This is a genomic window from Azonexus hydrophilus (assembly GCF_905120355.1).
Classification (GTDB): Bacteria; Pseudomonadota; Gammaproteobacteria; order Burkholderiales; family Rhodocyclaceae; genus Azonexus.
This window is the reverse complement of the sequence record NZ_CAJHOB010000008.1, coordinates 86,742-112,457: the sequence shown is the minus strand read 5'-3', so window position 1 is coordinate 112,457 and position 25,716 is coordinate 86,742. Positions and strand designations below refer to the sequence as shown.

Annotated in this window: 20 protein-coding genes and 3 tRNA genes; 7 read left to right on the top strand and 16 right to left on the bottom strand. The window is 62.8% G+C overall.

Translation table 11 applies throughout. From position 1 onward, the window contains the following. Position 1: 1 nt before the first annotated feature. Positions 2–3,712: a translocation/assembly module TamB domain-containing protein gene (locus JYJ39_RS08170; RefSeq protein WP_205203519.1), complete on the top strand. Its 3,711-nt coding sequence runs from the start codon at positions 2–4 to the stop codon at positions 3,710–3,712. A 64-nt stretch (positions 3,713–3,776) separates the two neighbouring features. Here the strand turns inward: JYJ39_RS08170 and JYJ39_RS08165 are convergent, their stop codons facing one another. The 6 genes from JYJ39_RS08165 to JYJ39_RS08140 form a co-directional block, all read right to left on the bottom strand. Beyond that, positions 3,777–4,664 carry a M48 family metalloprotease gene (locus tag JYJ39_RS08165; protein ID WP_205203518.1) on the bottom strand — a complete coding sequence of 296 codons (888 nt, stop codon included), beginning with the start codon at positions 4,662–4,664 and terminating at the stop codon, positions 3,777–3,779. 10 nt (positions 4,665–4,674) lie between these two features. After that, positions 4,675–5,184 (bottom strand): SH3 domain-containing protein, encoded by a 510-nt coding sequence (locus JYJ39_RS08160; RefSeq protein WP_205203517.1) that lies wholly within the window; start codon positions 5,182–5,184, stop codon positions 4,675–4,677. Then, the gene (locus JYJ39_RS08155) at positions 5,181–7,019 is read right to left on the bottom strand and encodes an adenylate/guanylate cyclase domain-containing protein (protein ID WP_205203516.1); all 1,839 of its coding nucleotides are present in this window, start codon (positions 7,017–7,019) and stop codon (positions 5,181–5,183) included. The genes JYJ39_RS08160 and JYJ39_RS08155 overlap by 4 nt, the downstream gene beginning before the upstream one ends. Before the next feature lie 68 nt (positions 7,020–7,087). After that, positions 7,088–9,043 (bottom strand): diguanylate cyclase domain-containing protein, encoded by a 1,956-nt coding sequence (locus JYJ39_RS08150; RefSeq protein ID WP_205203515.1) that lies wholly within the window; start codon positions 9,041–9,043, stop codon positions 7,088–7,090. Positions 9,044–9,151: 108 nt separating this feature from the next. Continuing rightward, positions 9,152–9,225 (bottom strand) — tRNA-Gly (locus JYJ39_RS08145). A gap of 54 nt (positions 9,226–9,279) precedes the next feature. Next, positions 9,280–9,798 (bottom strand): flavin reductase family protein, encoded by a 519-nt coding sequence (locus JYJ39_RS08140; protein WP_205203509.1) that lies wholly within the window; start codon positions 9,796–9,798, stop codon positions 9,280–9,282. 68 nt (positions 9,799–9,866) lie between these two features. Here JYJ39_RS08140 and mutY point away from each other — a divergent pair, with 68 nt between their 5' ends. Then, positions 9,867–10,934, top strand: coding sequence for an A/G-specific adenine glycosylase (mutY, locus tag JYJ39_RS08135; protein ID WP_205203507.1), 1,068 nt, complete (start codon positions 9,867–9,869; stop codon positions 10,932–10,934). On the opposite strand, the gene JYJ39_RS08130 is transcribed toward mutY, so the two are convergent. Together JYJ39_RS08130 and JYJ39_RS08125 are read right to left on the bottom strand one after the other, a co-directional pair. Next, a complete protein-coding gene (locus JYJ39_RS08130) occupies positions 10,916–11,545 on the bottom strand; it encodes a hypothetical protein (RefSeq protein WP_205203505.1) in 630 nt (209 codons plus the stop codon). The two genes, mutY and JYJ39_RS08130, sit on opposite strands and share 19 nt — an antisense overlap. Further along, positions 11,509–12,717 (bottom strand): HD-GYP domain-containing protein, encoded by a 1,209-nt coding sequence (locus JYJ39_RS08125; RefSeq protein WP_205203503.1) that lies wholly within the window; start codon positions 12,715–12,717, stop codon positions 11,509–11,511. Before JYJ39_RS08125 ends, JYJ39_RS08130 begins: the two co-directional genes overlap by 37 nt. A 40-nt stretch (positions 12,718–12,757) precedes the next feature. Between JYJ39_RS08125 and JYJ39_RS08120 the strand changes: the two genes are divergently transcribed. Continuing rightward, positions 12,758–14,665, top strand: coding sequence for an ATP-binding cassette domain-containing protein (locus JYJ39_RS08120; protein WP_205203501.1), 1,908 nt, complete (start codon positions 12,758–12,760; stop codon positions 14,663–14,665). Between the two features lie 14 nt (positions 14,666–14,679). After that, positions 14,680–15,309 (top strand): LysE family translocator, encoded by a 630-nt coding sequence (locus JYJ39_RS08115; protein ID WP_205203499.1) that lies wholly within the window; start codon positions 14,680–14,682, stop codon positions 15,307–15,309. Between the two features lie 13 nt (positions 15,310–15,322). Here JYJ39_RS08115 and JYJ39_RS08110 read toward each other — a convergent pair whose 3' ends face one another. Together JYJ39_RS08110 and JYJ39_RS08105 are read right to left on the bottom strand one after the other, a co-directional pair. Then, positions 15,323–16,954 (bottom strand): HD family phosphohydrolase, encoded by a 1,632-nt coding sequence (locus tag JYJ39_RS08110; RefSeq protein WP_205203497.1) that lies wholly within the window; start codon positions 16,952–16,954, stop codon positions 15,323–15,325. A 26-nt stretch (positions 16,955–16,980) separates the two neighbouring features. Then, entirely contained in the window at positions 16,981–19,356 is a 2,376-nt protein-coding gene (locus JYJ39_RS08105; protein ID WP_240189598.1) for a GspE/PulE family protein, read from the bottom strand. 138 nt (positions 19,357–19,494) lie between these two features. Here JYJ39_RS08105 and thrH point away from each other — a divergent pair, with 138 nt between their 5' ends. The 3 genes from thrH to JYJ39_RS08090 all read left to right on the top strand — a co-directional run bounded on the left by thrH (position 19,495) and on the right by JYJ39_RS08090 (position 21,241). Further along, positions 19,495–20,103, top strand: coding sequence for a bifunctional phosphoserine phosphatase/homoserine phosphotransferase ThrH (gene thrH / locus JYJ39_RS08100; protein WP_205203495.1), 609 nt, complete (start codon positions 19,495–19,497; stop codon positions 20,101–20,103). 81 nt (positions 20,104–20,184) lie between these two features. Continuing rightward, entirely contained in the window at positions 20,185–21,048 is an 864-nt protein-coding gene (purU, locus tag JYJ39_RS08095; RefSeq protein WP_205203492.1) for a formyltetrahydrofolate deformylase, read from the top strand. A gap of 117 nt (positions 21,049–21,165) precedes the next feature. Beyond that, positions 21,166–21,241, top strand: a tRNA-Lys gene (locus tag JYJ39_RS08090). Between the two features lie 97 nt (positions 21,242–21,338). Here JYJ39_RS08090 and JYJ39_RS08085 read toward each other — a convergent pair. The 6 genes from JYJ39_RS08085 to ybgF all read right to left on the bottom strand — a co-directional run bounded on the left by JYJ39_RS08085 (position 21,339) and on the right by ybgF (position 25,714). Next, positions 21,339–22,676, bottom strand: a complete 1,338-nt coding sequence (locus JYJ39_RS08085; protein WP_205203490.1) for a fused MFS/spermidine synthase — start codon at positions 22,674–22,676, stop codon at positions 21,339–21,341. A gap of 105 nt (positions 22,677–22,781) precedes the next feature. Continuing rightward, a tRNA-Pro gene (locus JYJ39_RS08080) sits at positions 22,782–22,858 on the bottom strand. 15 nt (positions 22,859–22,873) lie between these two features. Next, a complete protein-coding gene (gene ispB, locus JYJ39_RS08075) occupies positions 22,874–23,857 on the bottom strand; it encodes an octaprenyl diphosphate synthase (RefSeq protein ID WP_275887964.1) in 984 nt (327 codons plus the stop codon). 91 nt (positions 23,858–23,948) lie between these two features. After that, positions 23,949–24,311: a PilZ domain-containing protein gene (locus JYJ39_RS08070; RefSeq protein WP_205203488.1), complete on the bottom strand. Its 363-nt coding sequence runs from the start codon at positions 24,309–24,311 to the stop codon at positions 23,949–23,951. A gap of 17 nt (positions 24,312–24,328) precedes the next feature. After that, positions 24,329–24,967, bottom strand: a complete 639-nt coding sequence (gene queE, locus JYJ39_RS08065; RefSeq protein WP_205203486.1) for a 7-carboxy-7-deazaguanine synthase QueE — start codon at positions 24,965–24,967, stop codon at positions 24,329–24,331. Next, on the bottom strand, positions 24,968–25,714 hold the full coding sequence (gene ybgF, locus JYJ39_RS08060) for a tol-pal system protein YbgF (protein ID WP_205203484.1): 747 nt from the start codon (positions 25,712–25,714) through the stop codon (positions 24,968–24,970). Between the last annotated feature and the right edge of the window lie 2 nt (positions 25,715–25,716).

The following is a 25,716-nucleotide window of genomic DNA, read 5'->3' as shown; positions in this document are numbered from 1 at the left end:
CATGCGTTTGCGCCGTCTTCTTCTCTTTTTCTCGCTCAGTCTGCTGGCGCTGGTCAGCCTGGCGGGCTGGCTGCTGGCGACGCAGAGTGGCTTGCAGCACAGCCTGAGCTGGCTGCAGGCGGCGAGTGCTGGCCGACTGCAGGTGGGGCAGGCCGCTGGGCGCTGGCTGGGGCCGCTGCGACTGGACGAGATTTCCTGGCAGGATGCGGCGGGTACTGCCATCCGGGCGCAGCAGCTGCAACTGGAGTGGCAGCCGGCAGCGCTCGGCCGGGGGGAGTTGCGCGTCGATCGTCTGGTGCTTGGGCGGCTCGACATCACGACTGCACCCGACGATGCCGGCCCCGTACCGGAGCCGGCGCAGATCACACTGCCGCTGGCGCTGTCACTGCCGGCACTGCATATCAGTCATCTGCAGATTGATGCGTTGCCGCCGCTACTGGAGGTGGAGACGCAGCTGAACAGCGATGGGGTCCGCCATCAACTCGAACGGCTGGCTTTTACGGTGGCGGCGGTACGCGTCAGTGCGCAGGCCAGGCTGGATGGACAGGCGCCCTTTCCGCTGCAGGCCAGCGCGCAAATCAGCGGGCAGCTTGAAGCGCGGCCGTTCACCTTGGCCCTGACGGCGGACGGGCCGCTGGCGAGCCTGCCGCTGGCAATCGTTGCACAAGAGGGCGTGCACGGGCAAGCCGAGGTGACTCTGACGCCGTTTGCGCCAATGCCCTTCAGCAGCGCCCGGATCGACCTGGCCGGTGTGCATCCGGTGGATTGGGCGGACAGCTTGCCCGCAGCAGAACTGGCGCTGCAGGCGACTTTCGAGCCTGTGGGTGAGGCCGAGCTGACGGGGATCGTCGGCAGTTTTGCCATCGCGAACAGCCTGCCCGGTCCGCTCGATCTGGATCGCGTGCCTGTGCAGACGCTCTCTGGGCAGGTCGATTGGCGGGGCGGTAGCCTCAATCTGCCCTCCTTGCGTCTGCAACTGCCTGCCGGTGGTCAGATCAGTGGTCAGGGCCGCTGGCAGGGAAGCGCCGAAGCGGGCCATCTCGACCTCGATCTTGCCGTGCGCGGCGTGAACGCGCAGGTCGTGCACCGCCGCCTGCACAAGACTGCTCTGGAAGGTCGCATCAAGGCGGCGCTGAGTGCGCGTGCGCAACAGCTGGAAGCCGATCTGCGTGACCGGCGCTTCAGCCTCGCCGGTGCAGTCAGGCAGGCCGATGCGGTGCTTACCATCGAGCGGCTGCTGTTGCAGGCCAGCGGTACAGGTCTCTCGGCCAGCGGCCGGGTGACGCTGGATGAGGCGCGCGACATCACGCTGGCGGCAGAATTAAAGGAATTCAATCCGCGCGCTTTTGCCGATCTGCCGGCGGCGCGCGTCAATGCCAGTGCGACAGTTGCCGGAAACTTGCGCGCGGCGCCAGTGATTGCCGCCGATTTCAAACTGCGCGACAGCCATTTCCGGCAAGTGCCGCTCGCCGGTGCTGGCAATCTGCGTCTGGCCTGGCCACGGATTACGGGTGCTGATCTGTGGCTCAGTTTGGGGAAAAATCGCCTGGAAGTGCGCGGTGCCTTGGGTCAGCCTGCCGATCAGCTGCAGTTTGAGCTGCGGGCACCGCAGCTGGCCGATCTGGGTGGGGACGGCAGTGTGCACGGGCAGTTCCGGCTGGCGGGCAGTCTTGAGGCACTGCGGCTGAGCGGGGAATTGCAATCACCTCGTCTGGGCTGGCCGGGCCTGTTCTCGGCCGAGCAGTTGCACCTGGCAACCGACGTCAGCACGGGCAAGCGTGCCGCCAGCGCAACCGCCCCGCTGGCACTCGAATTGTCACTGGCCCGACTCGATCTGCCCGGACAGGTCGGGCTGGCCGAAAAACTCGCGCTCAAGGTGAGCGGTAATCGGCAGCAGCACCTGCTGAATTTTTCGACCCGACTCTTTGGCGACGATCAACTGCAGCTGCGCGCCAGCGGGGGCGTGAGCAGTCAGCCGGAACTGGTCTGGCAAGGGGCAATCGACACATTGCAGCTGCACAGCCGCAACAGCGCCCGCAATGTACGTCTGCAGTCGCCAGCCAGCCTGCGCCTGAGTCAGACCGCCTGGCGACTGGCTGACCTGCATCTGGCCGGGAACCCGCTGGATTGGCAGGCCCGGCTCGGGGCGGAGGTGCGCAACGAACGCCTGAATCTGACGCTTGCTGTGGATGGTTCGCGTTTTGGCCGACTGGCGGCGCAACTTGCCGCCAGAATGGACGGCGCCTGGGCATTGGATCGCCGACAGCCGTGGCAGGGGGAAGTCAGTCTGCAGGCGGAAGATCTGGCTTGGCTGGGGGAATTGATGGGGGAAGGCAGACGTACCGGGGGACGTTTGCGCGGCCAGTTGCAACTGGCCGGTACGCCCGCCCTGCCGCAGCTGCAGGGCAGCTTGAGTGGACAGGCATTACGCTTTGCCCTAGAGGACAGCGGGCTGCAATTGCAGGACGGCGAATTGAGCGCCCGCATTGCCGGCGATGTGTTGCATCTGGAAACGCTGCGCTTCAGCAGTCCGCATCGGGCCTTGCCGCGTCCGCTCAAGCGTTCGCTCGGCGAGACTGCCGCCCGGCATGAGCCGCCGGGGCAGCTGACGGCTAGCGGTGAATTGCGCCTTGATGCCCAGGCGGCCAGCGGTGCAGCCCAGGTGAAGGTGAGATTGGATCGGGTGGGTGTCTGGCAACAGCCCGAGCAGTGGGTCAGCCTGTCGGGAGAGACCCTGCTCAGCTGGCAGCGGGACCATCTTGGCGGCAAGGGGGCGCTCACTGTCGATGCGGCGTACTGGCAGCTGGCCCCGCCGGGGGCGCCCAGTCTGTCCGACGATGTGGTGGTGCGTCGGCCCGCGCAAAGCGCTACACCTAGTTTGCGTCCGAAGCTCAGTCTCGATGTGAGCGTCGATTTCGGGCGTGATTTCCTGTTCGAGGGAGCGGGGCTGTCCAGTCTTCTGGTTGGCCAGATCCGCTTGACTGCCGAGGGGCGTGACCTGCCGCGTGCGGTCGGCAGCATCCGGACCCGCAATGGACGCTTTGCGGCTTACGGCCAGGCGCTGGAAATCGAACGCGGAATTCTCAACTTTCAGGGCCTGCCAGACAATCCGTCACTCGATGTGCGTGCGATGCGGCGCGGGCTGACAGTTGAGGCCGGAGTAGAGGTGACGGGTACGGTACAAAAGCCGCGCGTCCGCCTGGTGTCTACGCCGGAATTGCCGGAGGCGGAGAAACTGAGTTGGTTGATCCTCGGGCACGGACCGGAGGGTGTGGGTAGTGGTGACGCCAGTGTGCTACTTGCGGCGGCGGGTGATCTTTTCGGCAATGCGTCGGGGAATCTGGTCGGGCAGTTGAAGGATCGTTTCGGCATCGATGAATTTGGCGTGCGCCAGGGCACGCTGGGCGGCGGTGCGCGTTCTGCCGGCAGCCGTATTGTCAGTAGCGGCGGTGCGGAAAGCAGTGGTGTCGAACAGCAGATTCTCAGTGTCGGCAAGCGTATTTCCAGCCGTGCCACCCTGAACTACGAGCAGTCACTCGGCACTGCCGAAAGCGTCGCCAAGCTCAGCTTTGACCTGACCCGGCAATTGACCCTGGTGGGTCGTGTCGGTAGCGACAATGCGCTCGATCTGTTTTACAGCATCACCTGGGGGCGACCGCCGCGCGCTGTTAAAACGAACGTGGGCGCGCCGGTCGGCACGCCCACGCCCTGAAAGCAGTCTGAACGCCTCGCACCCGTCAGGGACGTGCCGCGCAGACCGTGACGAGTGGGGACGCCTACCGCCGTCGGTTGCCGCCCCTGCCGGTGGTCGCTTTGCCCTTCAGTGCGGCGAGCTGGCGGGTGAAGGCCGGGGTAGTGCGGACGCTCTGGCTTTCCAGGGTATCGAACTGGTTACCCATGGCTTGCGCCAGACGCTCCAGGCGGTCGCTGGCGCCGGGATGAGTGGAAAACAGCAGATCGAAACCCGCTTCGCCGGCGCTGCTGGCGTACATCTGCAGGACGCGCGGCAGGCCGAAGGGGTCATAGCCGGCACGGGCGGCCAGAACGACGCCCATGCGGTCGGCCTGATATTCGTCGTCCTTGTCCAGGCCGGAGCTGTAGACGCCGCGACCGAGGTTCACCAACGCCGTGTATTCACCTTTGCCCTGCGCTTGCGCGACGCTGCCGGCCAGATTGCCCAAGGCGGCAGCGCGGTCCTTCTTGAGCATGGTCTGCACATAGTGGCCCATCAGGACGTGGCTGATCTCATGCGCAATCACCCCGGCAAGCTCAGCTTCATCCTGCAGCCGTAACAGCAAACCGCGAGTGACGAACACATAGCCGGCCGGGGCGGCAAAGGCATTGACGTTGGCGGTGTCCAGCACGCCAAAGCGCCATTGAATGTCGTTGCGGTCGGTTTGCTGGGCGACCCACTGCCCCACCTGGTTGACGTAACGCTGCACGCCGTCGTTTCTGACCAGCGGGGCCGCACCCAGCAGCAACGCGGCGGACTCCTCGCCCATGCGCTGCTCTTCCTGTGGTGAGACGGTTTGATTGAACGTACGCGCGACCGAGCCGCCGTGCTCGAGGGCGGACTGGATGTGCTCCGGTTTGCAGGCGCTCAGGGTGAGCACGGTGCAGCTGAGGAGCAGGAGGGAGCAGGAGTTTTTAAGTGTGGTCAGCATCTCGGGTTCCTCAGTTGCGTTTGCCATCGGCTGGGTCAAGGTAGGCCATGTTGCGTTTTTGTAGGCGGTTGCTGCGCGCATGCTGTTCCGCGCTCTGGCGGTTGCTGGCGTACTGCGTCAGGCGTTTCACTTCCTGCGGGCTGGGGGCGGCTTGGGCCAGATCATCCTTGCTGATGCCCTTGGCGCCGGTCGTTGCGGTGGCGCCGGTGCTGCCGGTACGTGCCACATTGCCCAGAGTTCCCAGGCTGCTCAGGGCATTGCCGCTGCTGGCGCTGTCCGGGCGGACATGGAGCAGGCGGACCCAGCCGGTCTGCCCCTGCGGGCTTTTGATCTGCGACCAGCCACCTTCATTGCCGAGAATGTCGACCTTGGTCTGTTCGGGCAGCTGGGTGAGGGTGGCCGCATCGACGAAAGGTTTGGCTTTCAGGTCGGCAGCACGGGTCAGTGTGCCAGGGGCGGCCTGTGCAGCCAGGCTCAGGCCGGCGGCGCAGAGGAGAAACGACAAATGCACGGCTTTCATGCAGAGCTCCTTGGTTCAAATAAACGGACAGGGCGCTCGCGCCCTTTGACAGAAAATTCACCGTGGTCGATGAAAATGAAACGCGTGGCGTTTTCGGCCCTACAGGCATCGCGGGTACTTTCCGAAACCAGCACCCGTGCCACTCCCTTGGTCAGCCCCTCGATGCGGCTGGCGAGATTGACCGTGTCACCGATGGCAGTGTAATCCAGACGTTGGGCGGCACCGATGAAACCGACGACGGCCGGCCCGCTATGGATGCCGATGCCAATATCGAAACTGGCACCTGCGGCACCCAGTTCCTGACGAAAGGCGAGCAGGCCCTCCTGTAGCGCCAGCGCGGCGGCGACGGCCTGGCTGGCGTGCTGAGGTGTGGCCACTGGAGCCCCCCAGAAGGCCATGATGGCGTCGCCGATGAATTTGTCGAGGGTGCCGCCATGGCTGAATATGATTTCGGTCTGAGCGGAAAAATAGCGATTGAGCAGCTGGACGACATGTTCCGGGGAGCTGGTTTCGGACAGGCTGGTGAAGCCGCGGATGTCGGAGAAGAGGACGGTGATTTCCTGGCTCTGTCCCGCCTGCGCCTGCGCCAGGGTATCGCCAGCAACCAGGGCGCTGACGACGCGTGGATCAACGAAGCGGCCAAACAGTTGCAAGGCGTGTTCGCGCTGGCGTCGTTCGCGGAAATAGGCTTCCAGGGCGCAGGCTGCATAGAACAGCCACAGCGTCAGCAGGGTGGAAAAGGGAAGCCAGAGCAGGTTGTGCGCCAGCAGAAAGTAAGCAGCCAGCAGTGCGGCCAGGGTGAGCAGGGTCAGCACGCTGCCTTGCAGGGTGGGGCTGACATGCCGCCGTGTGGCCAGAACCATCAGGCACAGAACCAGGCCCCCCAGGGCGGGGGCGAGCGCATCCGGCAGGGGGCGCAGATAATCCTGCTGCTGCAGATTGGCCAGTGCGGTAGCGAGGATGACCGGCCCCGGCGTCGCTGCCCCGAGCGGCGTTGGACGCAGATCATGCAGCCCGGGGGCGGCTGCGCCGATGATGATGATCTTGTTGCGCAAATCCGGCAGCTTGTCCGGCTTTTCCTGCAAGCTGGCGAGAAACAGGTCGGCGTAGGCGTAACGGGTGAACGGCTGGCCGTAGAAATGCAGGGGCAGGCTGTCCTGCGTCGGTACCGTCATGCCCAGATCTGTTGCCACCCGTGCCGGCATCCCTGGCAGCGACCAGCCGGCATGTGGGTACTGCAGCCAGTAACGCCGTCCCAGGCCGTCACTGTCGGCCAGAAAGTTGATCAGGCCGGTGCGCCAGACATCAGGCGCCAGCGCTTTCGGTGCCAGCAGCGGGAGGCCGGCCGCGGGGTCGGCGTGCGGCCCACGCTGGATGCCGAGGAGCGGTGGCAGTTCGGCCAGGCGGGAAGGTGTGCCATCGGTGACGACCAGGGGTAGATAGGCGGGCGTCTGGCGCAAGGCCGCTTCGAGTACCTGGTCGCTTTCCGGGCGGAAGCGGTCAGGTTCGCTGAAAATCAGGTCGAAAATGACCGCGCGCGGTTGCTGCCGGGTCAGGAAGGCCAGTAGCTCGCCATGAATGGCACGCGGCCAGGGCCAGTTGCCGGCCAGTTCGAGCATTTCCGGGTGATCGAGGCTGGCCTGATCGATGTCGATCAGGACGATATCCGGTGGGGGTGCCCGTGTGGCCACTGCCCGGCGCATGAACACATCGCCCAGGCGTAGGTCGAGGTCGTGCCAGGGTTGCGCATAGGCCAGCGCGCCCAGCCACAGCAGGGCAGCGAAAAACAGGAAGGGCAGGAGGGCGCTGTGGGTAACTGGCCTGGCAGCGTGCATGCGGGGCAATTAACAATGTGACATCGTATTATGCCTGCCTTGGCATGGCTTGTGCTGGCGGGTAGTGATCAGGGCTCGAGGATGGGCTCTTCGGCCAAGCAGTAGCGGTTGCGGCCAGTGGTCTTGGCTTGGTACATGGCGGCATCGGCCTGACGGAAAATTCCGGTTTCACTATCCTGGGCGTCGAACAAGGTGACGCCGATCGAGGCCGTGCAGCGATGTTCTATGATCTCGGCACCCGGCTCCTGTTGCAGCCGGTAGCACTCGCCCAGGCTGGTCAGCACTTTGTGTGCGACACGCTCGGCCTGCTGGCGGGCGGTTTCTGGATTCCTGTCGAGTCCATCAATGAGGACGACGAATTCGTCGCCACCAAAACGTCCCACGGTGTCGCTTTCCCGGACACAACTGTGCAGGCGTCGCGCAACTTCCTGCAGCAGCAGATCGCCCAGGGCATGGCCATGGCGGTCGTTGAGTGGTTTGAAGTTGTCGAGGTCAAGGAACAGCATGCTGCCATAGCCACCTTCACGGCGCAGGCGGCGCAGCAGGCGGTCGAGGCGGTCGTGCAGCAGGCGGCGGTTGGGTAACTGGGTGAGCGGGTCGCGGAATGCCATGCGCCGGTTTTCCTTTTCCAGTCGCAGGCGTTCACTGATGTCGATGGCCAGTGAAATATTGCAGGCTTTCCCGCCAGGGGTGTCCGGAATTCTGGCGTTGCGCCATTCGCAGGTCAGCTGGCGGCCATCGCGAGTCAGGTTGTTGTTGATGCTGTGCGGTAGCTCATTGTGCTGCAGGCGCTCCAGGTTGGCGAGGGGCAGGCCCTGTTCTCCAGGGACGACCAGAAAATCGATGAAGCGCCGGCCTTTGACCTCTTCCAGTGTCCAGCCGAACAGTCGAGTGGCTTCCTTGTTCCAGTCGAGGATCGTGAAATCATCCGCCCATAGCAAACCGGCGGCGGGACTGGTTTCGAACATGACCCGGTAGCGCGCTTCGCTGAGTGTTTTGTCGGCAAGCGCCCTGGCCAGTCTACGGTTGTTGCGGTAGATGAAAAACAGCAGAACACTTCCCAGAAGGATGGCAGCACCGGCAATGAGCAGGATCGGGTACAGGCTTTGCCAGTCAAGCGGGTCCTCGCTCTGGTAGAGGAAGCCGTTCAGCGATTGCTGCCCGTGTACCAGACCGAAGCGCCGATAGACGTCCACGATGTGTTGCCAACGCCCTGGATTGGCGTGCCCAAGTTCGATGACCTGATGCTGGATCAGCTCAGTCAATGCCTTGGCCTCGAACAGCAGATGCTCGCGGGTTTTGTGCTGGCCGTTGTAGTCCCGCAGGATCAGGTCGATGATTTCATCCGGATGATCCAGTGCGTATTGCCAGCCGCGCAGCGAGGCGGTGCGGAAGGCGGAAACCAGCGCCGGGTCGTTGGCCGCCAGGTTCTGGTGGGTGAACAGCAGGTCGCCATAAAAATCGATGCCGTAGGTTTGTGGCTTGAGGCTGGTGAAGGCAATGCCCAGCTTGTCCAGCAAATAGGGCTCATTCGACACGTAGCCATTGAAAGCGTCGATCCGCCCGGCCAGGAAATCTTCGAGGTGGCGGGAAGTGGTGGATAAATCCAGCTTGTCGAGAGCGATGCCCTCGTCGACGAACATGGCTTTCAGCTCGGCATCCTGTTGCCCAACCATGATCGCAATACGGCCGCCATTGGCCAGATCGGCGAGATGCCGGTTGTTACCCCGGGCGATCAGGATGTTGGGCGAATGCTGGAAGACGTTGGCCAGCATCATGACGGGCGTGCCGTTGAGATAGTCCAGTGCCAGACTGGAGAGGCCGACGCCGAAATGGCTGCGGCCGCTGACCACTTCATCTACAGCGTCGATTCCCGGTCCGCCTTCTTTGAGGACGACCTGCAGGCCTGCGTCGCGATAATAGCCCTGCGCTATGGCAGCGTAGTAACCGGCAAACTGGAACTGATGCTGCCAGCGTAGCTGCAGTGTGACTTCAGTTGCGGCACGCGCGGGGCCAATGCCCATCAACCCGAAGAGGCAGCAACAAATCAGGGCAAGCAAGCGACCAGGATGATCGTGGCTGCTGTGAGTTCTCTGTGTAAAGGGCATGCCCGCTGTTGTGTGGGTAGTGGCTGGAGCGGGTGAAGGGAATCGAACCCTCGTATGCAGCTTGGGAAGCTGCCGTTCTACCATTGAACTACACCCGCCCGGGTGCGTGCGGGCGTGATTCTATGCCGTGAGCGGCTTTTTTTCCAATGATTTCAGAGTTTTTCTGCCAGGCAACGGTACTGCCCGGCGTGGAAGATCAGTGGATCGCGGTCGCTGGTATGGGCAAATTGTTCGACCCGGCCGATGAAGAGGGTGTGGTCGCCGCTGAGGTGGGCGGTTTCGTTGGCAACCACGAAATGCGCACAGCAATTGGCGAGGACGGGGGCGCCTCCCGCTGCGGCCGTCCATTCCAGGCCGGCAAAGCGATCGACGGGCCAGGTGGCGAAGCGGGTGGACAGGTCTTCCTGCTCACGCGTGAGGATGTTGATCGCGTGGTGGCTGGCGGCCTGAAAGGCGGTCAGATTGTGCGAACGGTTGTCCAGGCACCAGAGGACGAGCGCCGGGGCCAGCGAGACGGCGGCGAAGGAATTCACCGTCAGGCCAACCGGCTGGCCGTGCGGGTCGATGGCGGTGACCACCGCAATCCCGGTCGCGAACTGTCCCAGCGCCTGACGCAAGGCGCGGCTGTCAATTTCGGCAGGGGAAGGCGGCGCGGACGCGGGCTGGCTCATGGGTGGTGCGGAGTGAGGACGAAAAGCCGCGTATTATCCCCGTTCGTTTTCCTTTAGTCGAATCAGAATTGTCCGAGAAATCAACGTTTGCAGCGGCCATCGTTGCCTGGCAACGCCAGGCCGGCCGACATGACCTGCCCTGGCAGAACACGCGCGATCCTTACCGCATCTGGTTGTCGGAAATCATGCTGCAGCAGACCCAGGTGGCGACGGTGATCCCTTATTACCAGCGTTTTCTGGCCAGCTTTCCCGATGTTGCCAGCCTGGCGGCGGCGCCCGTGGAGCGTGTGTTGGCGCACTGGGCCGGGCTTGGCTACTACGCACGGGCGCGCAATTTGCACCGCTGCGCGCAGGAAATCATGGCTGTTCATGGTGGCGAGTTTCCCCGCAGCGCCGCGCAATTACAGAGCTTGTCGGGGATAGGCCGGTCGACGGCGGCGGCCATCGCGGCCTTTGCCTATGGTGAGCGGGCGGCAATTCTCGATGGCAATGTCAAACGGGTGTTGTGCCGGGTTTTCGCCATTGCCGAGGACGTTTCCCGTGCTGCCGCCGAACGCGCGCTGTGGCAGCGCGCCGAAAGCCTGCTGCCGGCCGCAGAGGAAATGGCGAGTTACACACAGGGACTGATGGATCTCGGGGCGACATTGTGTACCCGTCGCCAGCCAGCGTGTGCGCGCTGTCCGCTGGCAGATAGCTGCGTCGCGCAGCGCGAGGAGCGGCAGCATCTGCTGCCAGTGGCGCGTAGCCGGGCCAAGGCGCCCGAACGGCAGGCGACATTCTTGCTGATCAGCGATGGGCAGGGTGTCCTGCTCGAGCGGCGACCCGCGCGCGGTATCTGGGGCGGCTTGCTGGCGTTTCCCGAAGCAGAGGCGGCGCAGTTTCTGCCGCAGCTAGGGGTGGAGGTGCAGGCGGTGTGCAGTTTGCCGCCGCTACGGCATGTCTTTACCCACTTCGTGCTGCAGATCATGCCGCAGTTGTGCCGGGTCAGTGCGCCGCCGTCGCTGCTACGAGAAGGAGAGTACTGCTGGCTACCCTTTGCTGCAGCCGCGCAGGCTGGAGTGCCGGCGCCGGTGCGCACATTGCTGACAAGCTTGCCGGCGGTGTGGGCGGCGGCTGATCAGTCACCGCCGGCTTGAGCTGAGCCGCTGGCCTCGGTGCCGCGTTCCTGGGCCTGCTTCGCGGCTTTTGCTTCCGCCCGGGCTTTTTTCTTGGCTACGCGGGCTTCATGTTCGGCCAATTTGCGTTGATGGGCGGCCTGCTGTTCGGCTTTTTTCTGGACCCGGACGGCGGCATCGCGTTCCTTGCCCTGCAATTTCTCGCGCCGCAGGGCTTCAGTCTGCTGTGCCTCGGCATCACTTTGTGCCGCGCGGGTGGGTAATTCGGCGGTGCGGGTAGCCTGGCGCTCGGCTTTTTCGGCCATGCGGGCGCTGCGCTGTTCGCTTTTGACTGCGCGTTCGATGCGGTCTGCTTCGATGATGCGGGCGCGGTTTTCCCGGCGGACGACCAGATGCCGCTGCTCGGCGTCATTGATGCAGGCGTTGACCTGGAATTTCGTCTGGCAGGCGGCTTTTTCTTGTGTCAGGAGAGCGTCTGCGGCTTGTAGTTTCTGCTCGCTGTCGGCGCGCAACTGCGCGGCCTGTGCCAGGCGGGCGTCCCAATCGGCAGCCTCCGCCAGACAGAGCGATGGGGCAATGAGAAGGCAGCCGAGACTTAGCCCGGTAACCAGCGATAAGGGTCGATGTGCCATGTTTCTGGATTTTCGTATGCGATGATTTTTTCGTCCTGGCGCGTGGCCAGATCAAGAATGTAGGGCTCGATGTAGGTGCGGCGTTGCTTGTCGAAAAAGACACAGAGCAGCGGCGTGAGCAGACTGTGTTCATGCTGTTCCAGCACCACGCCCAGGCGCTCATTGCTCAGTGAGACCAGTGAGCCGCTTGGGTAAATGCCGACGGCGCGGATGAAACTATGCACCAGGGCAGCATCGAAATGGTGGGTGCTCCATTCCAGGAGTTTGCGCAGCGCCAGGGTGGGCGGGATGCCCTTGTGGTACACCCGGTTTGAGGTAATGGCGTCGTATACATCGACAATGGCGGCCATTTTTCCATAGAGCGACACCTGATCGGCGGCCAACGCCTGTGGGTGGCCCGAGCCGTCAAAGCGTTCGTGATGCTCGGCGGTGACCTGCAGGGCGATCGGGCTGATGCGCGGGGCCGTGTGCAGTACGTCCAGACCTTCGTTGACATGGCAGCGCATGCGGGCGAATTCGGTGTCGTTGAGTTTGCCCGGTTTGTTGAGGATGCTTTCTGCAATCCGGGCCTTGCCGATGTCGTGCAGCAAGCCGCCCAGGCCAAGCTCGCGGGTGATCTCGCGGCTCAGGCCCAGGTTGCGGGCAAAAGCGGCGAGCAGGGCGGCGACGCTGACCGAGTGCTGAAAAGTATATTCATCGTGACGCTTCAGGCGCAGGATGGGCAGCAGGGCATCGCGATTGGCGAAAATCGAGTCGACGATGCTCTCGACCATGGGCTCGGCCTGATCTACTTCGATTTGCCGGCCCAGGCGGACGTCGCTCATCAGGCGGTGCACGATCAGGTTGGCTTCGCTACGCAGACGGCGGGCGCGGACGGCTTCTGCCTGCAGCGAGGTTTTTTTCGCCGGCGGTGGTTCGGCCTGTGCGATGTGCTGCATCTGCTGATCGAGTACCGCTTCCACTTCGCCGAGTGTCGGCGCGCTGGGGACGTCGTCGCCACGCGCCGTATCGATGTACAGCTCACGGACACCATGCCGTGCAATTTTCTCCACCGTGGCTTGGTCGCCGACATGGAAAGCATTGGTGAGGAAGGGGTGATCGAGCCAGCCGCAGTTCAGATCATGGATGAACATCCCTGGCTGTAACTGCTCGATGCGGATCTTCTTGATCATGCGAAGGATTCTAGCAGAGCCCGTTATAATCCGCCGCCTCATGATTGCCCTACGCCAACTTACTTTTGCCCGCGCCGGACGGCCACTGGTCGTCGATGCTTCCCTGCAACTTCACACCGGCTGGAAGGTGGGTGTGGTGGGGGCCAACGGCAGTGGAAAATCCAGCCTGTTTGCCTTGGTGGCGGGGGAGTTGCATGCTGAAGCGGGCGATCTGGAATTGCCCGCCAGCTGGCAGATTGCCCGCGTCGCCCAGGAAACGCCGGCGCTGCCGACACCCGCGCTGGAATTCGTGCTGGATGGCGATAGCGAGTTGCGGCGTGTCGAAAGCGAATTGCGTGCTGCGGAAGCGAGCGGCGACGGTGAAGCCATTGGCCGCCTGCACGCCCGCTATGCCGATATCGATGGTTACACCGCCAAGGCGCGCGCCGCCGAGGTGCTGCACGGGCTGGGATTCAGCGATGCCGACTTCGCGCGGCCGGTGGCGGACTTTTCCGGTGGCTGGCGGGTTCGGCTGAATCTCGCCCGCGCCCTGTCCTGCCGTGCCGATCTGCTGCTGCTTGACGAGCCGACCAATCACCTCGATCTCGACGCGGTGCTGTGGCTGGAGGGCTGGCTGAAAACTTCGCCGGCGACCTTGTTGCTGATTTCGCATGATCGCGATTTTCTCGACGCCGTGGTCGGGCACATCATTGCCATCGATCAGCAGCGCCTGAGCCTGACCAGCGGCGGTTATTCCGATTACGAAAAAGCCAAGGCCGCGCGCCTGGCGGTACAACAAGCCACCTTTGTCGCGCAGCAACGGCAGATTGCCCACCTGACGCGCTTTGTCGAACGCTTCAAGGCCAAGGCAACCAAGGCACGGCAGGCGCAGAGCCGGGTCAAGATGCTGGAACGCATGGAGGTGGTGGCCGCGGCGCACGTCGATTCGCCGTTTACCTTCAGCTTCCGGGCACCGGAACAGCTGCCCGATCCGCTTCTGGTCATCGAAGGCGCATCTGCCCGCTATGGTGAACGCAAGATTCTCGACAACATTCGCCTCACATTGCGCCCGGGTTGCCGCATCGGCTTGCTGGGGCGTAACGGTGCCGGCAAGTCGACCCTGATCAAGCTGCTGGCCGGCGTGCTGGCGCAGGAAAGCGGTGAGCGCAGGGAAGCGAAGACACTCAACATCGGTTATTTCGCGCAGCATCAGCTGGAACAGCTGCGGCCGGAAGAAAGTCCGCTCTGGCATGTGCAGCACTTGGAGCCGCAGACGCCGGAGCAGGAATTGCGTGATTATCTGGGCGGTTTTGATTTTCGCGGCGACATGGCGACGCGCCCGGTGGGGCCGTTTTCCGGTGGCGAAAAATCGCGCCTGGCCCTGGCGCTGCTGATTCGCCGCAAGCCCAATCTGCTGCTGCTCGACGAGCCGACTAATCATCTCGATCTGGAAATGCGCGAGGCGCTGACCTTTGCCTTGCAGGACTACGCCGGCGGCATGGTGGTGGTGTCGCACGACCGTCACCTGCTGCGCAGTTGCTGCGATGAGCTGTGGCTGGTCGATGCGGGGGGCGCTGTTTTGTATGACGGCGATCTCGACGATTACGCTTCCTGGCTGGCGGAGCAGCGCAACGCAACTCCCGTGGAAGCGCCACAAGCTGCCACGGACAAGGCCGAGCGCCTGCAGCAACGGGCGGCAGCCAAGGCCAGCCGGCAGGCGCTGCTGGCGGAGCGGCGCAAGTTGAGCAAGGACATCGAGCAGATTGAGCGACAGCTGTCCGCTTGGCAGGAAGAAAAGGCCGGGCTGGATGCCCAGTTTGCCGATCCCGCGTTTTACAGCCAGGTGGCGCGGGAGCAAAGTGAAGCCATGCAACGCCGGGCGGCCGCGCTGGCGACCGAAATCGAGCAGGCCGAGATGCGCTGGCTGGAGTTGCAGGACGCGCTGGACGCCCTGCCCTCGCCTGACTGACCGCCAGCGCCGGCATGGAATTCCTGCTTGCGCCGCAGCTGGCCCTGAGTTTTCTCGCGGCGGCTGTGCTTCTGACCCTGGCACCGGGGCCGGATAACCTGCTCGTGCTGGCGCTGGGCATGGCGCGCGGCAGTCGGGCAGGCGTGGCCTTTGGCCTGGGGTGTGCGCTGGGCTGTCTCAATCACACGCTGCTGGCGGCGCTCGGTGTCAGCGCCCTGATTGCTGCTTCGCCCTTCTGGTTCAATCTCCTGCGCTGGCTGGGAGGGGCGTATCTGCTCTGGCTGGGCTGGCAGGCGCTGCGCAGCAGCGGGGTGGCCCTGTTGCGCCCGCTGGCGGACGCCGAGGCCCGACCGTGGCAACTCTTTCGCCGCGGCCTGCTGGCCAATGCCTTGAACCCCAAGGTGGTGCTGTTTTTCCTGGCTTTTCTGCCGCAATTCGTCACGCCGGGGCCGTGGGCAAGTTACCAGATCGTGCAGCTTGGCCTGTTGTTCACCCTGCAGGGGGCGCTCATCTTCAGTCTCATTGGCGCCAGTGCCGGACGTCTGGGCGCCAGCCTGCAGCGCCATCCGCGCTGGGCGCTGTGGCTGGACCGGCTGACCGGTTTGTTGTTCATCGGGCTTGGCCTGCGCCTGCTGGTGGCCTGACGCCGGGCGGTGCTCAGTTGATCGCCGCCAGCAATGCGGCGTTGTCCACGGGGTCGATCTGCTCACTGGCGAGATGGGCCTGCGCGTACTGCAGATAGACCTCCTGCTGGACGAATACCGCGAACAGATCCGGGTCGATGTGACCGCCGCGGGCAAAATTGGCCATGATCTCCATTGCCTTCGACAGCTTGAGCCCTGGCTTGTAAGGCCGGTCGCGTGCGGTGAGGGCTTCGAAGATGTCGGCAATGCCCATGATGCGTGCCTGAACCGACATCTGTTCGCGCGTCAGTCCCTTGGGATAGCCCTTGCCGTCCATGCGCTCGTGGTGGCCGCCTGCGTATTCGGGCACCTTGCGCAGGTGCTTGGGCCAGGGTAGTTGCTCCAGCATGCGGACGGTGGCGACGATGTGGTGGTTGATGATTTCACGTTCCTCGGCGTTCAGGGTGCCGGCACGGATGGAAAGGTTGGCGACTTCGTCCTCGCTCAGCGCCGACTGTTCCTCGCCCGTCGGGCCGCGCCAGCGTCGGCGGGCGGCGATGTCGCGTACCTGCTGCTGATCTTCTTCGCGCATGGCCTCGCCCCCCGTGTTGATGCGGCGCAGGAAATCGCGTTCGGCATCCAGTTCGGCCGTGCTGGCGGCCAGTTGCTGCGCCAGAGCATGTTCGGCGGCAGTATCGAAGGCCTCCCCCGAGGCAAGCTGGGCGCGCAGCAGGCGGATTTCGGCGTCGCGCTTGAGGACCTCGTAACGGGTGTCAATCAGGTGAATGCGGTCGAACAGGGTTTCCAGCTTGGTGGCCTTGTCGACCACGTGTACCGGCGTGGTGACCTTGCCACAGTCGTGCAGGAGGCCGGCGATCTTCAGTTCGTAACGGTCCTTTTCACTCATGTGAAAGTCGGCCAGTGGCCCTTCTCGGGTGGCATTCACCGCCTCCGCCAGGAGCATGGTGAGGATGGGGACGCGCTGGCAGTGGCCGCCGGTGTAGTGGGATTTTTCGTCGATGGCGAGGTTGATGAGACCGATGAAAGACTCGAACAGCTGTTCCAGCTGATCGATCAATTGCCGGTTGGTGAGGGCGATCGCTGCCTGCGAGGCGAGCGACTCCACCAGATGCTGGTCTTCAGCGGAAAAGCGGGTGACTTCGCCGGTCAGGAGGTTGGTGGCGTTGATCAGTTGGAGTACGCCGATGACCTGCTCTTCGTGGTTCTTCATCGGCACGGTGAGGAAGGAGCGGGAGCGGTAGCCGGTCTGGGCGTCAAAGCGGCGGGTGCCGGAAAAATCGAAGCCGGCTTCGTCATAGGCGTCGGCAATATTGACGGTTTCTTCCTTGAGGGCGGCGTAGGCTGCGACCAGGTTGAGATTGGGTTCGCCGGCGGCATTCCTGAGCGGCAGGTCGGGCAGATCAATGCGCTTGCCCGTGGTGCCGCCCAACGCCAGACCGAGGGAATTGGTGTGCATGATTTCAAAGCGCAAATGACTGCCGCTGTCATCCATGCGGTAGAGCGTGCCTCCGTCAGCGCCGGTGATGCCCTTGGCGGCGAGCAGGATGTCTTCCAGCAGACGGTTGATGTTGCGCTCACGGGAGAGACCGACGCCGATCCGGTTGAGCTGATCCAGGCGGTGCAGGAGGGGGTTGCTGCTGTTCATGCCAGTTTCCGTCTTGTTGTCATGGGTTATTTGATGCACACCGTTCGCACCTGCTTGAGGTCGGTCATGCCTTGCAGGACTTTCTCCATGCCGTCCATTTTCAGGGTGAGCATGCCATCGGCCAGCGCCTGGGCGAGCAGTTCGGCGACCCGGGCATGTTCCTGGATGCGTTTTTTCAGGGCATCCGAACCCAGCATCAGTTCGTGCAGGCCGAGCCGCCCCTTGTAGCCGCTGCCTTCGCAGGCCGGGCAGCCTTTGGCGCGGGGCAGGACAAAGTGGCCGTTGCTGCCGTAATTGGCCAGCAGGCGGGCGCGGACGGCAGCTTCAGCGGCCTGCGGGTCTGCCAGGAAGGCGGGGGTGTGTTGCAGTTCGCGGCAGTATTCGTGCAGGAATTCATCCATTTCGGCGGCGTCTGGCTGGTAGCTTTCCTTGCAGGCAGGGCAGAGGCGTTTGGCTAGCCGCTGGGCCAGGATGCCGAGCAGGGCATCGGAGAAATTGAACGGATCCATGCCCATGTCGAGCAGACGGATGATCGATTCCGGCGCGCTGTTGGTGTGCAGGGTGGCGAACACCAGGTGGCCGGTGAGTGAGGCTTCGATGCCGATGGCCGTGGTTTCGGCATCGCGCATTTCACCGACCATGATGATGTCCGGGTCGGCGCGCAGGAAGGCACGCATCACGGTGGCGAAATCCAGTCCGGCCTTTTTGTTCACTTGTACCTGACGCAGGCCTTTCTGGGTGATTTCCACCGGGTCTTCCGCCGTCCATATTTTGCTTTCCGGGCGGTTGAGATAGCCCAGTACCGAATGCAGGGTGGTGGTTTTGCCGGAGCCGGTGGGGCCGCAGACGAAAAAGAGGCCGTAGGGTTTTTCCACGGCACTTTTCAGGCGCGCCAGATTGCCTGGCAGCACGCCCAGTTTGTCGAGGGGAATGGGCTCGCCAGCGGCCAGGATACGCATCACCACATCCTCGACGCCGCCCGCCGAGGGTAGCGTTGCGACCCGTAGCTCGATGTCGAGCGGGCCGAATTTCTTGAACTGGATCTTGCCATCCTGCGGCCGGCGCTTTTCGGCGATATCGAGATCGCACATGATCTTGATGCGGGCAACGATGGCGCTGCGGTAGCTGGCCGGAATCTCAATGTATTTGTGCAGCGAGCCATCACGGCGCAGCCGCACCAGCACCTTGCCCTTGCCCGGTGCCGGTTCGATATGGATGTCGGAAGCGCCTTGCTGGTAAGCATCGACGATGATCTTGTTGACCAGCTTGACGAGTTCGTTGTCGGCAGCAGCAGAGACTGCCTGCGCGGCAGATTCGCCAGTTTCTTCATCCTCGCTCAGTTCCAGCAGCAGATCACCGACAGCGGTGCTGTCCAGCTCCGGTGCGCCGGCGCTGCCGAAGAAGGCGTCCAGCATCTGCTGGAATTCGTGTTCGGTAGTGACCCGGTAGAGCAGGCGGCGCCCAGGGAATAACTGGTTGATCAGGCGATTGCTGCGCGCTTGTTCGGGATCCGTGCTGACGATGAGAATGCCTTCTTCATTTTCGTCGAGTGGCAGCCACTCGCTTTGCTGCAGGTAATCGCGCTTGAGGTTGAGCAGCAGGCTCTGCGGTCTGGGCTGGCGCGCGTCGAAACTGGCGTAGGGAACGCCGAAATGTTCGCTCAGGGCCTTGCCCAGCAGGGCCGCGCCGATGCCGTACTGCGTGCGCAACAGGCTTTCCAGGGAAGTTGCACTGTGTCGTGCCGCCAGCTGCGCTTCGCTCAGGCTGGCCTGATCCAGGTGGCCGGTGGCAATCAGTGCAGCATAGCGGGATGGCGCCACTGTCGTAGGGCAGCGCTGGTTGAGGGCAATGGCCAGGGTTTTGCACAATTCAAGCAGACCTTCCTCGACTGTTGTCGGGAAGGGGCGGCCGCTGCGGTTGTTGATGAGCTGGATGACGCCGTGCAGCCGACCATCGCCAGTATCGACAATGGGCGCGGCCAGAACTTCGCGGGTGCGGAAACCGGTGCGCTGATCCACCGCGCGCAAGAAGCGCAAGCCTGGATCAATCGCCTGTAGAGCTCTTTCGTCATAGACGTCAGCGATGTTTACCAGGCGCCGTTCGGCAGCAACATAACCGGCAACGCTCTGGGTGTTGATCGGCAGTTTCAGGCTGGCGAAGGAATCCAGGCCGGTCTTTACCTTGGCAAAAATGCTGCCGCCGTCATCGCTCAAGGCATAGAGGGTCAGCCGCTCGCAGGCGAACAGCTCGCAGATGGCTGGCGACAGATCGAGCATGATTTCGTCGACGTTGCGGGTGGCATGGATGCGATGCGTCAGGTTGTGTAGATCTTTGAGAAAAGTGAGACGACGAAGCACGTCGTCCATGCGGTTTTCTGAATTGCCGTCGATTTGTGCGCTCATGTCCACCTCTTGATTCTTTTGTAATATTAAACGCTTTCCACCGAGGCTGGCTGCAGCAGACGCTCCTGTCATCGGTTAAAATCGCCCGCTTACGTGTTGTTTTTTGCCGTTGTCGCGGCCTTCATCTGGGAGTGTGTTGTGCAAATCGTCTGTCTTGACCTCGAAGGGGTGCTGGTTCCCGAAATCTGGATCGAATTCGCCGAGCGTACCGGTATTCCGGAACTGAAGCGGACGACGCGGGATGAGCCTAATTACGACACGCTCATGACTTATCGCCTGAATATCCTGCGCGACAAGAAGCTCGGTCTACCCGACATCCAGAAGGTGATCGCCGAGATGGGGCCGATGCCCGGGGCACGTGCCTTTCTCGACCAGCTGCGCGAGGACTATCAGGTCGTCATCCTGTCGGACACCTTCTACGAATTTGCGCATCCCCTGATGCGGCAACTGGGCTGGCCGACGCTGTTCTGCCACTCGCTGGAGGCTGACGCCGATGGCATGCTGGTCAATTACCACCTGCGTATGCCGAATCAGAAACAGGAAGCGGTCAAGCGGTTCAAGGAGTTGAAGTTCAAGATCGTCGCTGCCGGCGATTCCTACAACGACACCGCCATGTTGGGCGAGGCGCATGGGGGCATCCTTTTCCATCCGCCGGAAAACGTCATCCGCGAATTCCCGCAATATCCGGTGGTGCGTGACTACGACGCCTTGCGCAGCGAAATCGACAAGGCCTTCGCCCGCGCCTGATGGCGAGGCCGCAGGTTTTGCGGCCTCTACCTGTTCGCTCATTGCTCCTGAAGGGGCTCACTTCATTACGCATTGGCCATCATGCATCGCGACCGTTTCTACACTCTTTCCGCATCCTGTCCGGATCAGGTGGGCATCATTGCCCGCGTGACCGGCTTCATTGCCCAGCACGGTGGCTGGATTCTCGAATCGAGCTTTCATGCCGATGAGGTCAGCCGGCGTTATTTCATGCGCATCGAGATCAAGGCCGATTCCCTGCCCTTTCTGCTGGCGGAGTTTCGCGAGCGATTCGGCAAGGAAGTGGCGGAGCCATTGGCAATGGACTGGCGGATTACCGACAGCGCAGTGAAAAAGCGCGTGGTGGTCATGGTGTCGAAGCAGGAGCACTGCCTATACGATTTGCTGGCGCGCTGGCAATCAAAGGAGCTCGACATCGAGATTCCCTGTGTCATCTCCAATCATGATGCGTTCAAGGGGTTCATCGAGTGGCACGGCATTCCCTTCATCCACGTGCCGGTTAACAAGGACAACAAGGCCGCGGCCTATGCCGAGATTGCCCGTATTTTTGAAGACGTGCGCGGCGACACCATGGTCCTGGCCCGCTACATGCAGATCTTGTCACCGGAATTGTGTGATGCCCTTGCCGGGCGCATCATCAACATCCACCACAGTTTCCTGCCCAGTTTCGTCGGAGCCAAGCCGTATCACCAGGCCTACGAACGCGGCGTCAAACTGATCGGGGCAACCTGCCATTACGTGACCAGCGAGCTGGATGCCGGCCCGATCATCGAGCAGGACGTGATCCGCATTGACCACTCGGATGCGCCGGAAGACATGGTGCGCTACGGCAAGGACATCGAGAAAACCGTATTGGCGCGCGGTCTGCGCTATCACCTGGAAGACCGGGTGTTGGTGCACGGGAACAAGACAGTGGTGTTCCGCTGATGGCTGCGGTACTGCGCTGAGGAGTGTAAAAAAGTGGGCGGCAGATGTTGACGCTCCCGGCGACGATCCGTACAATGACGACCTTTCCTGCTGAGACCAGTGCTTGGCGTGAAATCTGGGTCGTTAGCTCAGTTGGTAGAGCAGCGGACTCTTAATCCGTTGGTCGTAGGTTCGACCCCTACACGGCCTACCAGATTCAAACGGCTTCCCTTGTGGAAGCCGTTTCCATTTCCAGGTCCGCACGGCGGGGTTGCCGAGCGTCGAGCTCGAGACAGGTGCCGCGGAGTGTGTCAGTGGCTGCTGCGGTCGAGGTCGACGCGGTTTTTCTCGTCGATGTAGATGCGGGCGCCACTTGGCTGGCTGCTGGCAAAACAGCTCAGAACCACATTTGCAATGGGTTTGCCCTTGTGCAGGACGTCGATGGCGCAACGTCCATAGACCGCTTCCACCGTTGCCAGCAGATTACGCGCATAGGCTGATTCCAGCTTGCCGTCGAGGATCAGGTTGGCCAGCAGGACGCCGTCCGCGTTGAGGACGCGGCGGGTGGCGGACCAGAATTCACGGGTCACGAGGTGGCCGGGAATGGCGGTGTGCGAACTATAGACATCGACGACGACGGCGTCGAAACGACGTTCGGTGGTGGTGACATAACGGCGGCCGTCATCGACGATGAACTCCCCTGCGGCTGGCTGGCGCAGGAACTGTTCTTCGGCGATGCTGCGGATGGCGGGGTCGATATCGACATAGGTGTAGCGATTGCGCGGTTCGTCTTGGGCAAGCGTGAAGCCACCGGCGCCGAGAACGAGGATGTCGCGCCCGCGGAACTCTAACTCGTCGAGCAGGATGCTGCGCAGATGGGCGATGTAGCGGGTCGTTCGAGGCGGGGTGGAGGCATCGGTCAGTGAGGCCAGCGACTTGTTGACCCAGAAGGCGCGGGCATCGTTGTCGCCCGCTCGGGTGAGCGGTTCGACCCGATATTCGGCGTACGCGGTGTCGCTGACCTGGGTGGCGGTCAGATTGATGCCGATGACGGGCAGTAACGCAGCCACGGCCAGCAATGCCGCCCGCAGGCGTCTTTCGGCAAGCACCGGCAGAGCGGCGAGCAGGACTGCAGCAACCAGCAGTACTGCGGCCGAGACGCCCAGCCACTGCATGACCAGCAGTGATAATCCGAGTGCTCCCAGGAATGAGCCGAGGGTAGACCAGAACAGTGCCTGTCCGCTTGCCTCGCCGGTCAGTTCGGTGTGCACCAGGTTGGTGAGGATGGGGACGGTCTGGCCGAGCAGCCAGGCGATTGGGCAGAGGATGCCGCCGACCAGTAGCAGGTAGGCAAAAGCGGTCGGGGCGCTGGCAAAGAGGATATCAACCGTCACAGCAGACAGGCCGCAACCTGCCAGCAGCGCCGCGAGCAGGAAATTGCGTCTGACGACGTCAAGGAATGCGGTCCTGACCCGGCCGCCGGCGGCGTAACCCAGCGCCAGTGCAAGCAGGAACAGGGCAATGGTCGGCGCAGTGACGGTAATGGCGCTGCCGATGTGCGGTAGCAGCCGCCGCAGTGCAACGATTTCCGCCCCGAGTGAGGAAAACCCTTCGATGAAGACGATCAGATAGATCAGGCGGCGGGGCATGTGAACGCTTTCACGGGGCGCGTGTGCGGAATGTTGTCGCGCAGATGATGTGCAGCAGATAAAAAAGAAAAAGCTCTTGAATAATCAAGAGCTTTTTCTAGGTGCTGGTCGGAGTGAGAGGATTCGAACCTCCGGCCCCTGCGTCCCGAACGCAGTGCTCTACCAGGCTGAGCTACACTCCGGTGCTGTGTGAAGCCTTAATTGCTTCTCTCGACAGCCAAGACTGATAATTCTATCAGAGCTTTTTTGTAAATTGAATCCCCCAGGGCCGAAATTGCTTCTCTGGCGAGGTTTGCTTCGTTTTCTGCGCAAGCGCGGGCGTGCTGCAGGGCGCCGCTGCGCTGAATGGCGGCAAGGACAGCGGGAAAATCTTCGCGGCCGCCGTTTTCAATGGCCTGGCGCACGCAGGCGGCTTCTTCCGGGGTGCCGTGCTGCATGACGTAGATCAGCGGCAGGGTGGGCTTGCCTTCGGCCAGGTCATCGCCGAGGTGTTTGCCGGTGCTGACTTCCTGGCCGGAATAGTCGAGCACATCGTCGATCAGCTGGAATGCTGTTCCCAGGTGCATGCCGTAGGCGGCGAGCGCCTGTTCCGTGGCGGAGTCCACCTTGCCCAGCAGGGCGCCCAGTTGGCTGGCGGCTTCGAAGAGTTTGGCCGTTTTGTAGCGGATGACCTGCAGATAGCGGCTTTCGTCGACGTCGGCATCGTGGCAGTTCATCAACTGCAGCACTTCGCCTTCGGCGATGATGTTGGTGGCGTTGGCGAGGATCTGCATGACGCGCATATCGTTCACTGCAACCATCATCTGGAAGGCCCGGGTGTAGAGAAAATCGCCGACCAGGACGCTGGCGGCGTTACCGAATGCCGCATTGGCGGTTTCGCGGCCGCGCCGCAGGTCGGATTCGTCGACCACATCGTCGTGCAGCAAGGTGGCGGTGTGGATGAATTCGACGACCGCTGCCAGCTCGTGCTTTTCCTTGCCGGTGAAGCCTACTGCCCCAGCCGCCAGCAGGAGCAGGGCCGGACGCATGCGCTTGCCGCCACTCTGGATGATGTATTCGGCGACCTGACGGATCAGGACGACATCGGAATGGAGTTGCCGGCGGATGACGGCATCGACTGCGGCCATGTCCGGTTCGATCAGGGAATACAGTGTTTCTAGTGTTACGGTTTGCAGAGTCACAATGTGCAGCCTTGTTCAGAGTCGGCGCATCTTAGGGAGGCGTGGGGGTAGCGTCAAGGCGGGTTGGGCAAATCCGCCAGAGAGGGAGGGGTCAGCCGGTCGATAGTAGGGCGATTTCGCGTGTCAGCAGGGCATCGTCGCCGGCATTCAGGGTGACGAGGCGACGCAGGTGCGTGACACTGTCGAGATCGATCTCGCGACAGGACAGTCCGTAGTGGTTTTTTTCGTGGTGGGCGACAGTGATGCTCATGCGGATTTCGGTGCTGGCATCGTCCAGCTGCACGCGCAGGACGCCGTGCGTACCGATTTCGGCATGCAGTGCACCGGAGGGGCTGATGAGGGCGCCCTTTAGCGACAGGTCGGCGATATCTACCGTATGTACGCCGTCGGGGAGGATCAGCCGGGCCGGGCTGCGGAAACTGATGCGGGTGAATTGGCGGCGGTTCTGATCCATTGTGGTTGTCTCCAGGGCTATTTTCCCTGCATGTTACCCCAAAGGAGTTTGTGCAGTTGCAGCTGCAAGCGCACTGGCAGGCCATCCTGCAGGATCCACTCAGCGAGCTGTCGGGCATCCTGACTGCCCTGGGCGGGGGACAGGAGCACCGGGCAGAGATCGGCCAGGCGATGCTGCGTCAGTTGCTGGCACGCCCAGTCGTAATCCGCGCGGTCGGCGATGATGATCTTGATTTCATCGCCTGCCTTCAGGTGGCGCAGATTGCTCCACAGGTTGCGCTCGCACTCGCCGGAGGCGGGGGCCTTGAGGTCCATGATGCGGGCGACGCGCGGATCGATGGTGCTGATGTCGAGTGCGCCGGAGGTTTCCAGGCAGACGTCGTAGCCGGCATCGCACAATGCCTGCAACAGCGCCGGGCATTCTTTCTGCGCCAGGGGCTCGCCGCCGGTGACGCAGACGTGCCGTGTCGGGTGGCGGGCGACTTCGGCCAGGATGTCTGCAATTTCCCAGGCGCTGCCGCCGGTGAAGCTGTAGGTGGTGTCGCACCAGGTGCAGCGCAACGGACAGCCGGTCAGGCGGATGAACACGGTCGGCAGCCCGCTGCGGGCAGCTTCACCCTGCAGCGAATGGAAAATTTCGGTCAGGCGCAGGCTCAATTATTTCTTCTTCAGGCGCTCACGCGCTTTGTCGGCGGCGGGGGCGCTGGGGTATTTTTCCAGCAGCTGCTGCCAGGATTGCGTGGCGCCTTTGCTGTTGCCCAATTCCTGCTGACAGGAGGCGATCGCCAGCAGGGCGTCCGGCGCCTTGTCGCTCTGCGGGTAGCGAGATACAACGAAACTCTGTGCTTCGATGGCTTTGGTGCAGTTGCGCTGGGCATACCAGGCATTGCCCAGCCAGAACTGGGCATTGGGCGCCAGGGCGCTGTCCGGGTGTTGCTCGACGAAGGTCTTGAAGGCCTTGGCGGCGGCGGGATATTTGCCGCTCCTGAACAGTTCGAGGGCGGCATCGTACTCTGCACTTTCGGCGCCCGGTGCAGCCTGAGGGACCGGCTGGGCGGCGTTGCCGCTTTCGCCGGTGGGTAAGGTGCTGCTGCTGTGAGGTTCGAGGCGGCGCAGACGGCTGTCCAGATCGAGATAAAAGTCCTGCTGGCGCTTGCGGGCTTGCTCCAGCTCGTAGGACAAGGTCTCGATCTGGCCGCGCAGGCGGGCGATTTCCTCCGCCTGGCGCTGGATCTGCGTTGCCAGATCGAGCTGCGCCTTGGCCTGCTGGTCAAAGCGCGCTTCGCTGCTGGCTTTGAGGTCGGTGATCCACTGGCGCGCTTCCTTGTCGTCAAACAGGGCCCAGGCCGGGGTGGTGGCCAGGGCGGCGGCAATCAAGAATCCCAGGGGCAGGCGGCGCAGCATGA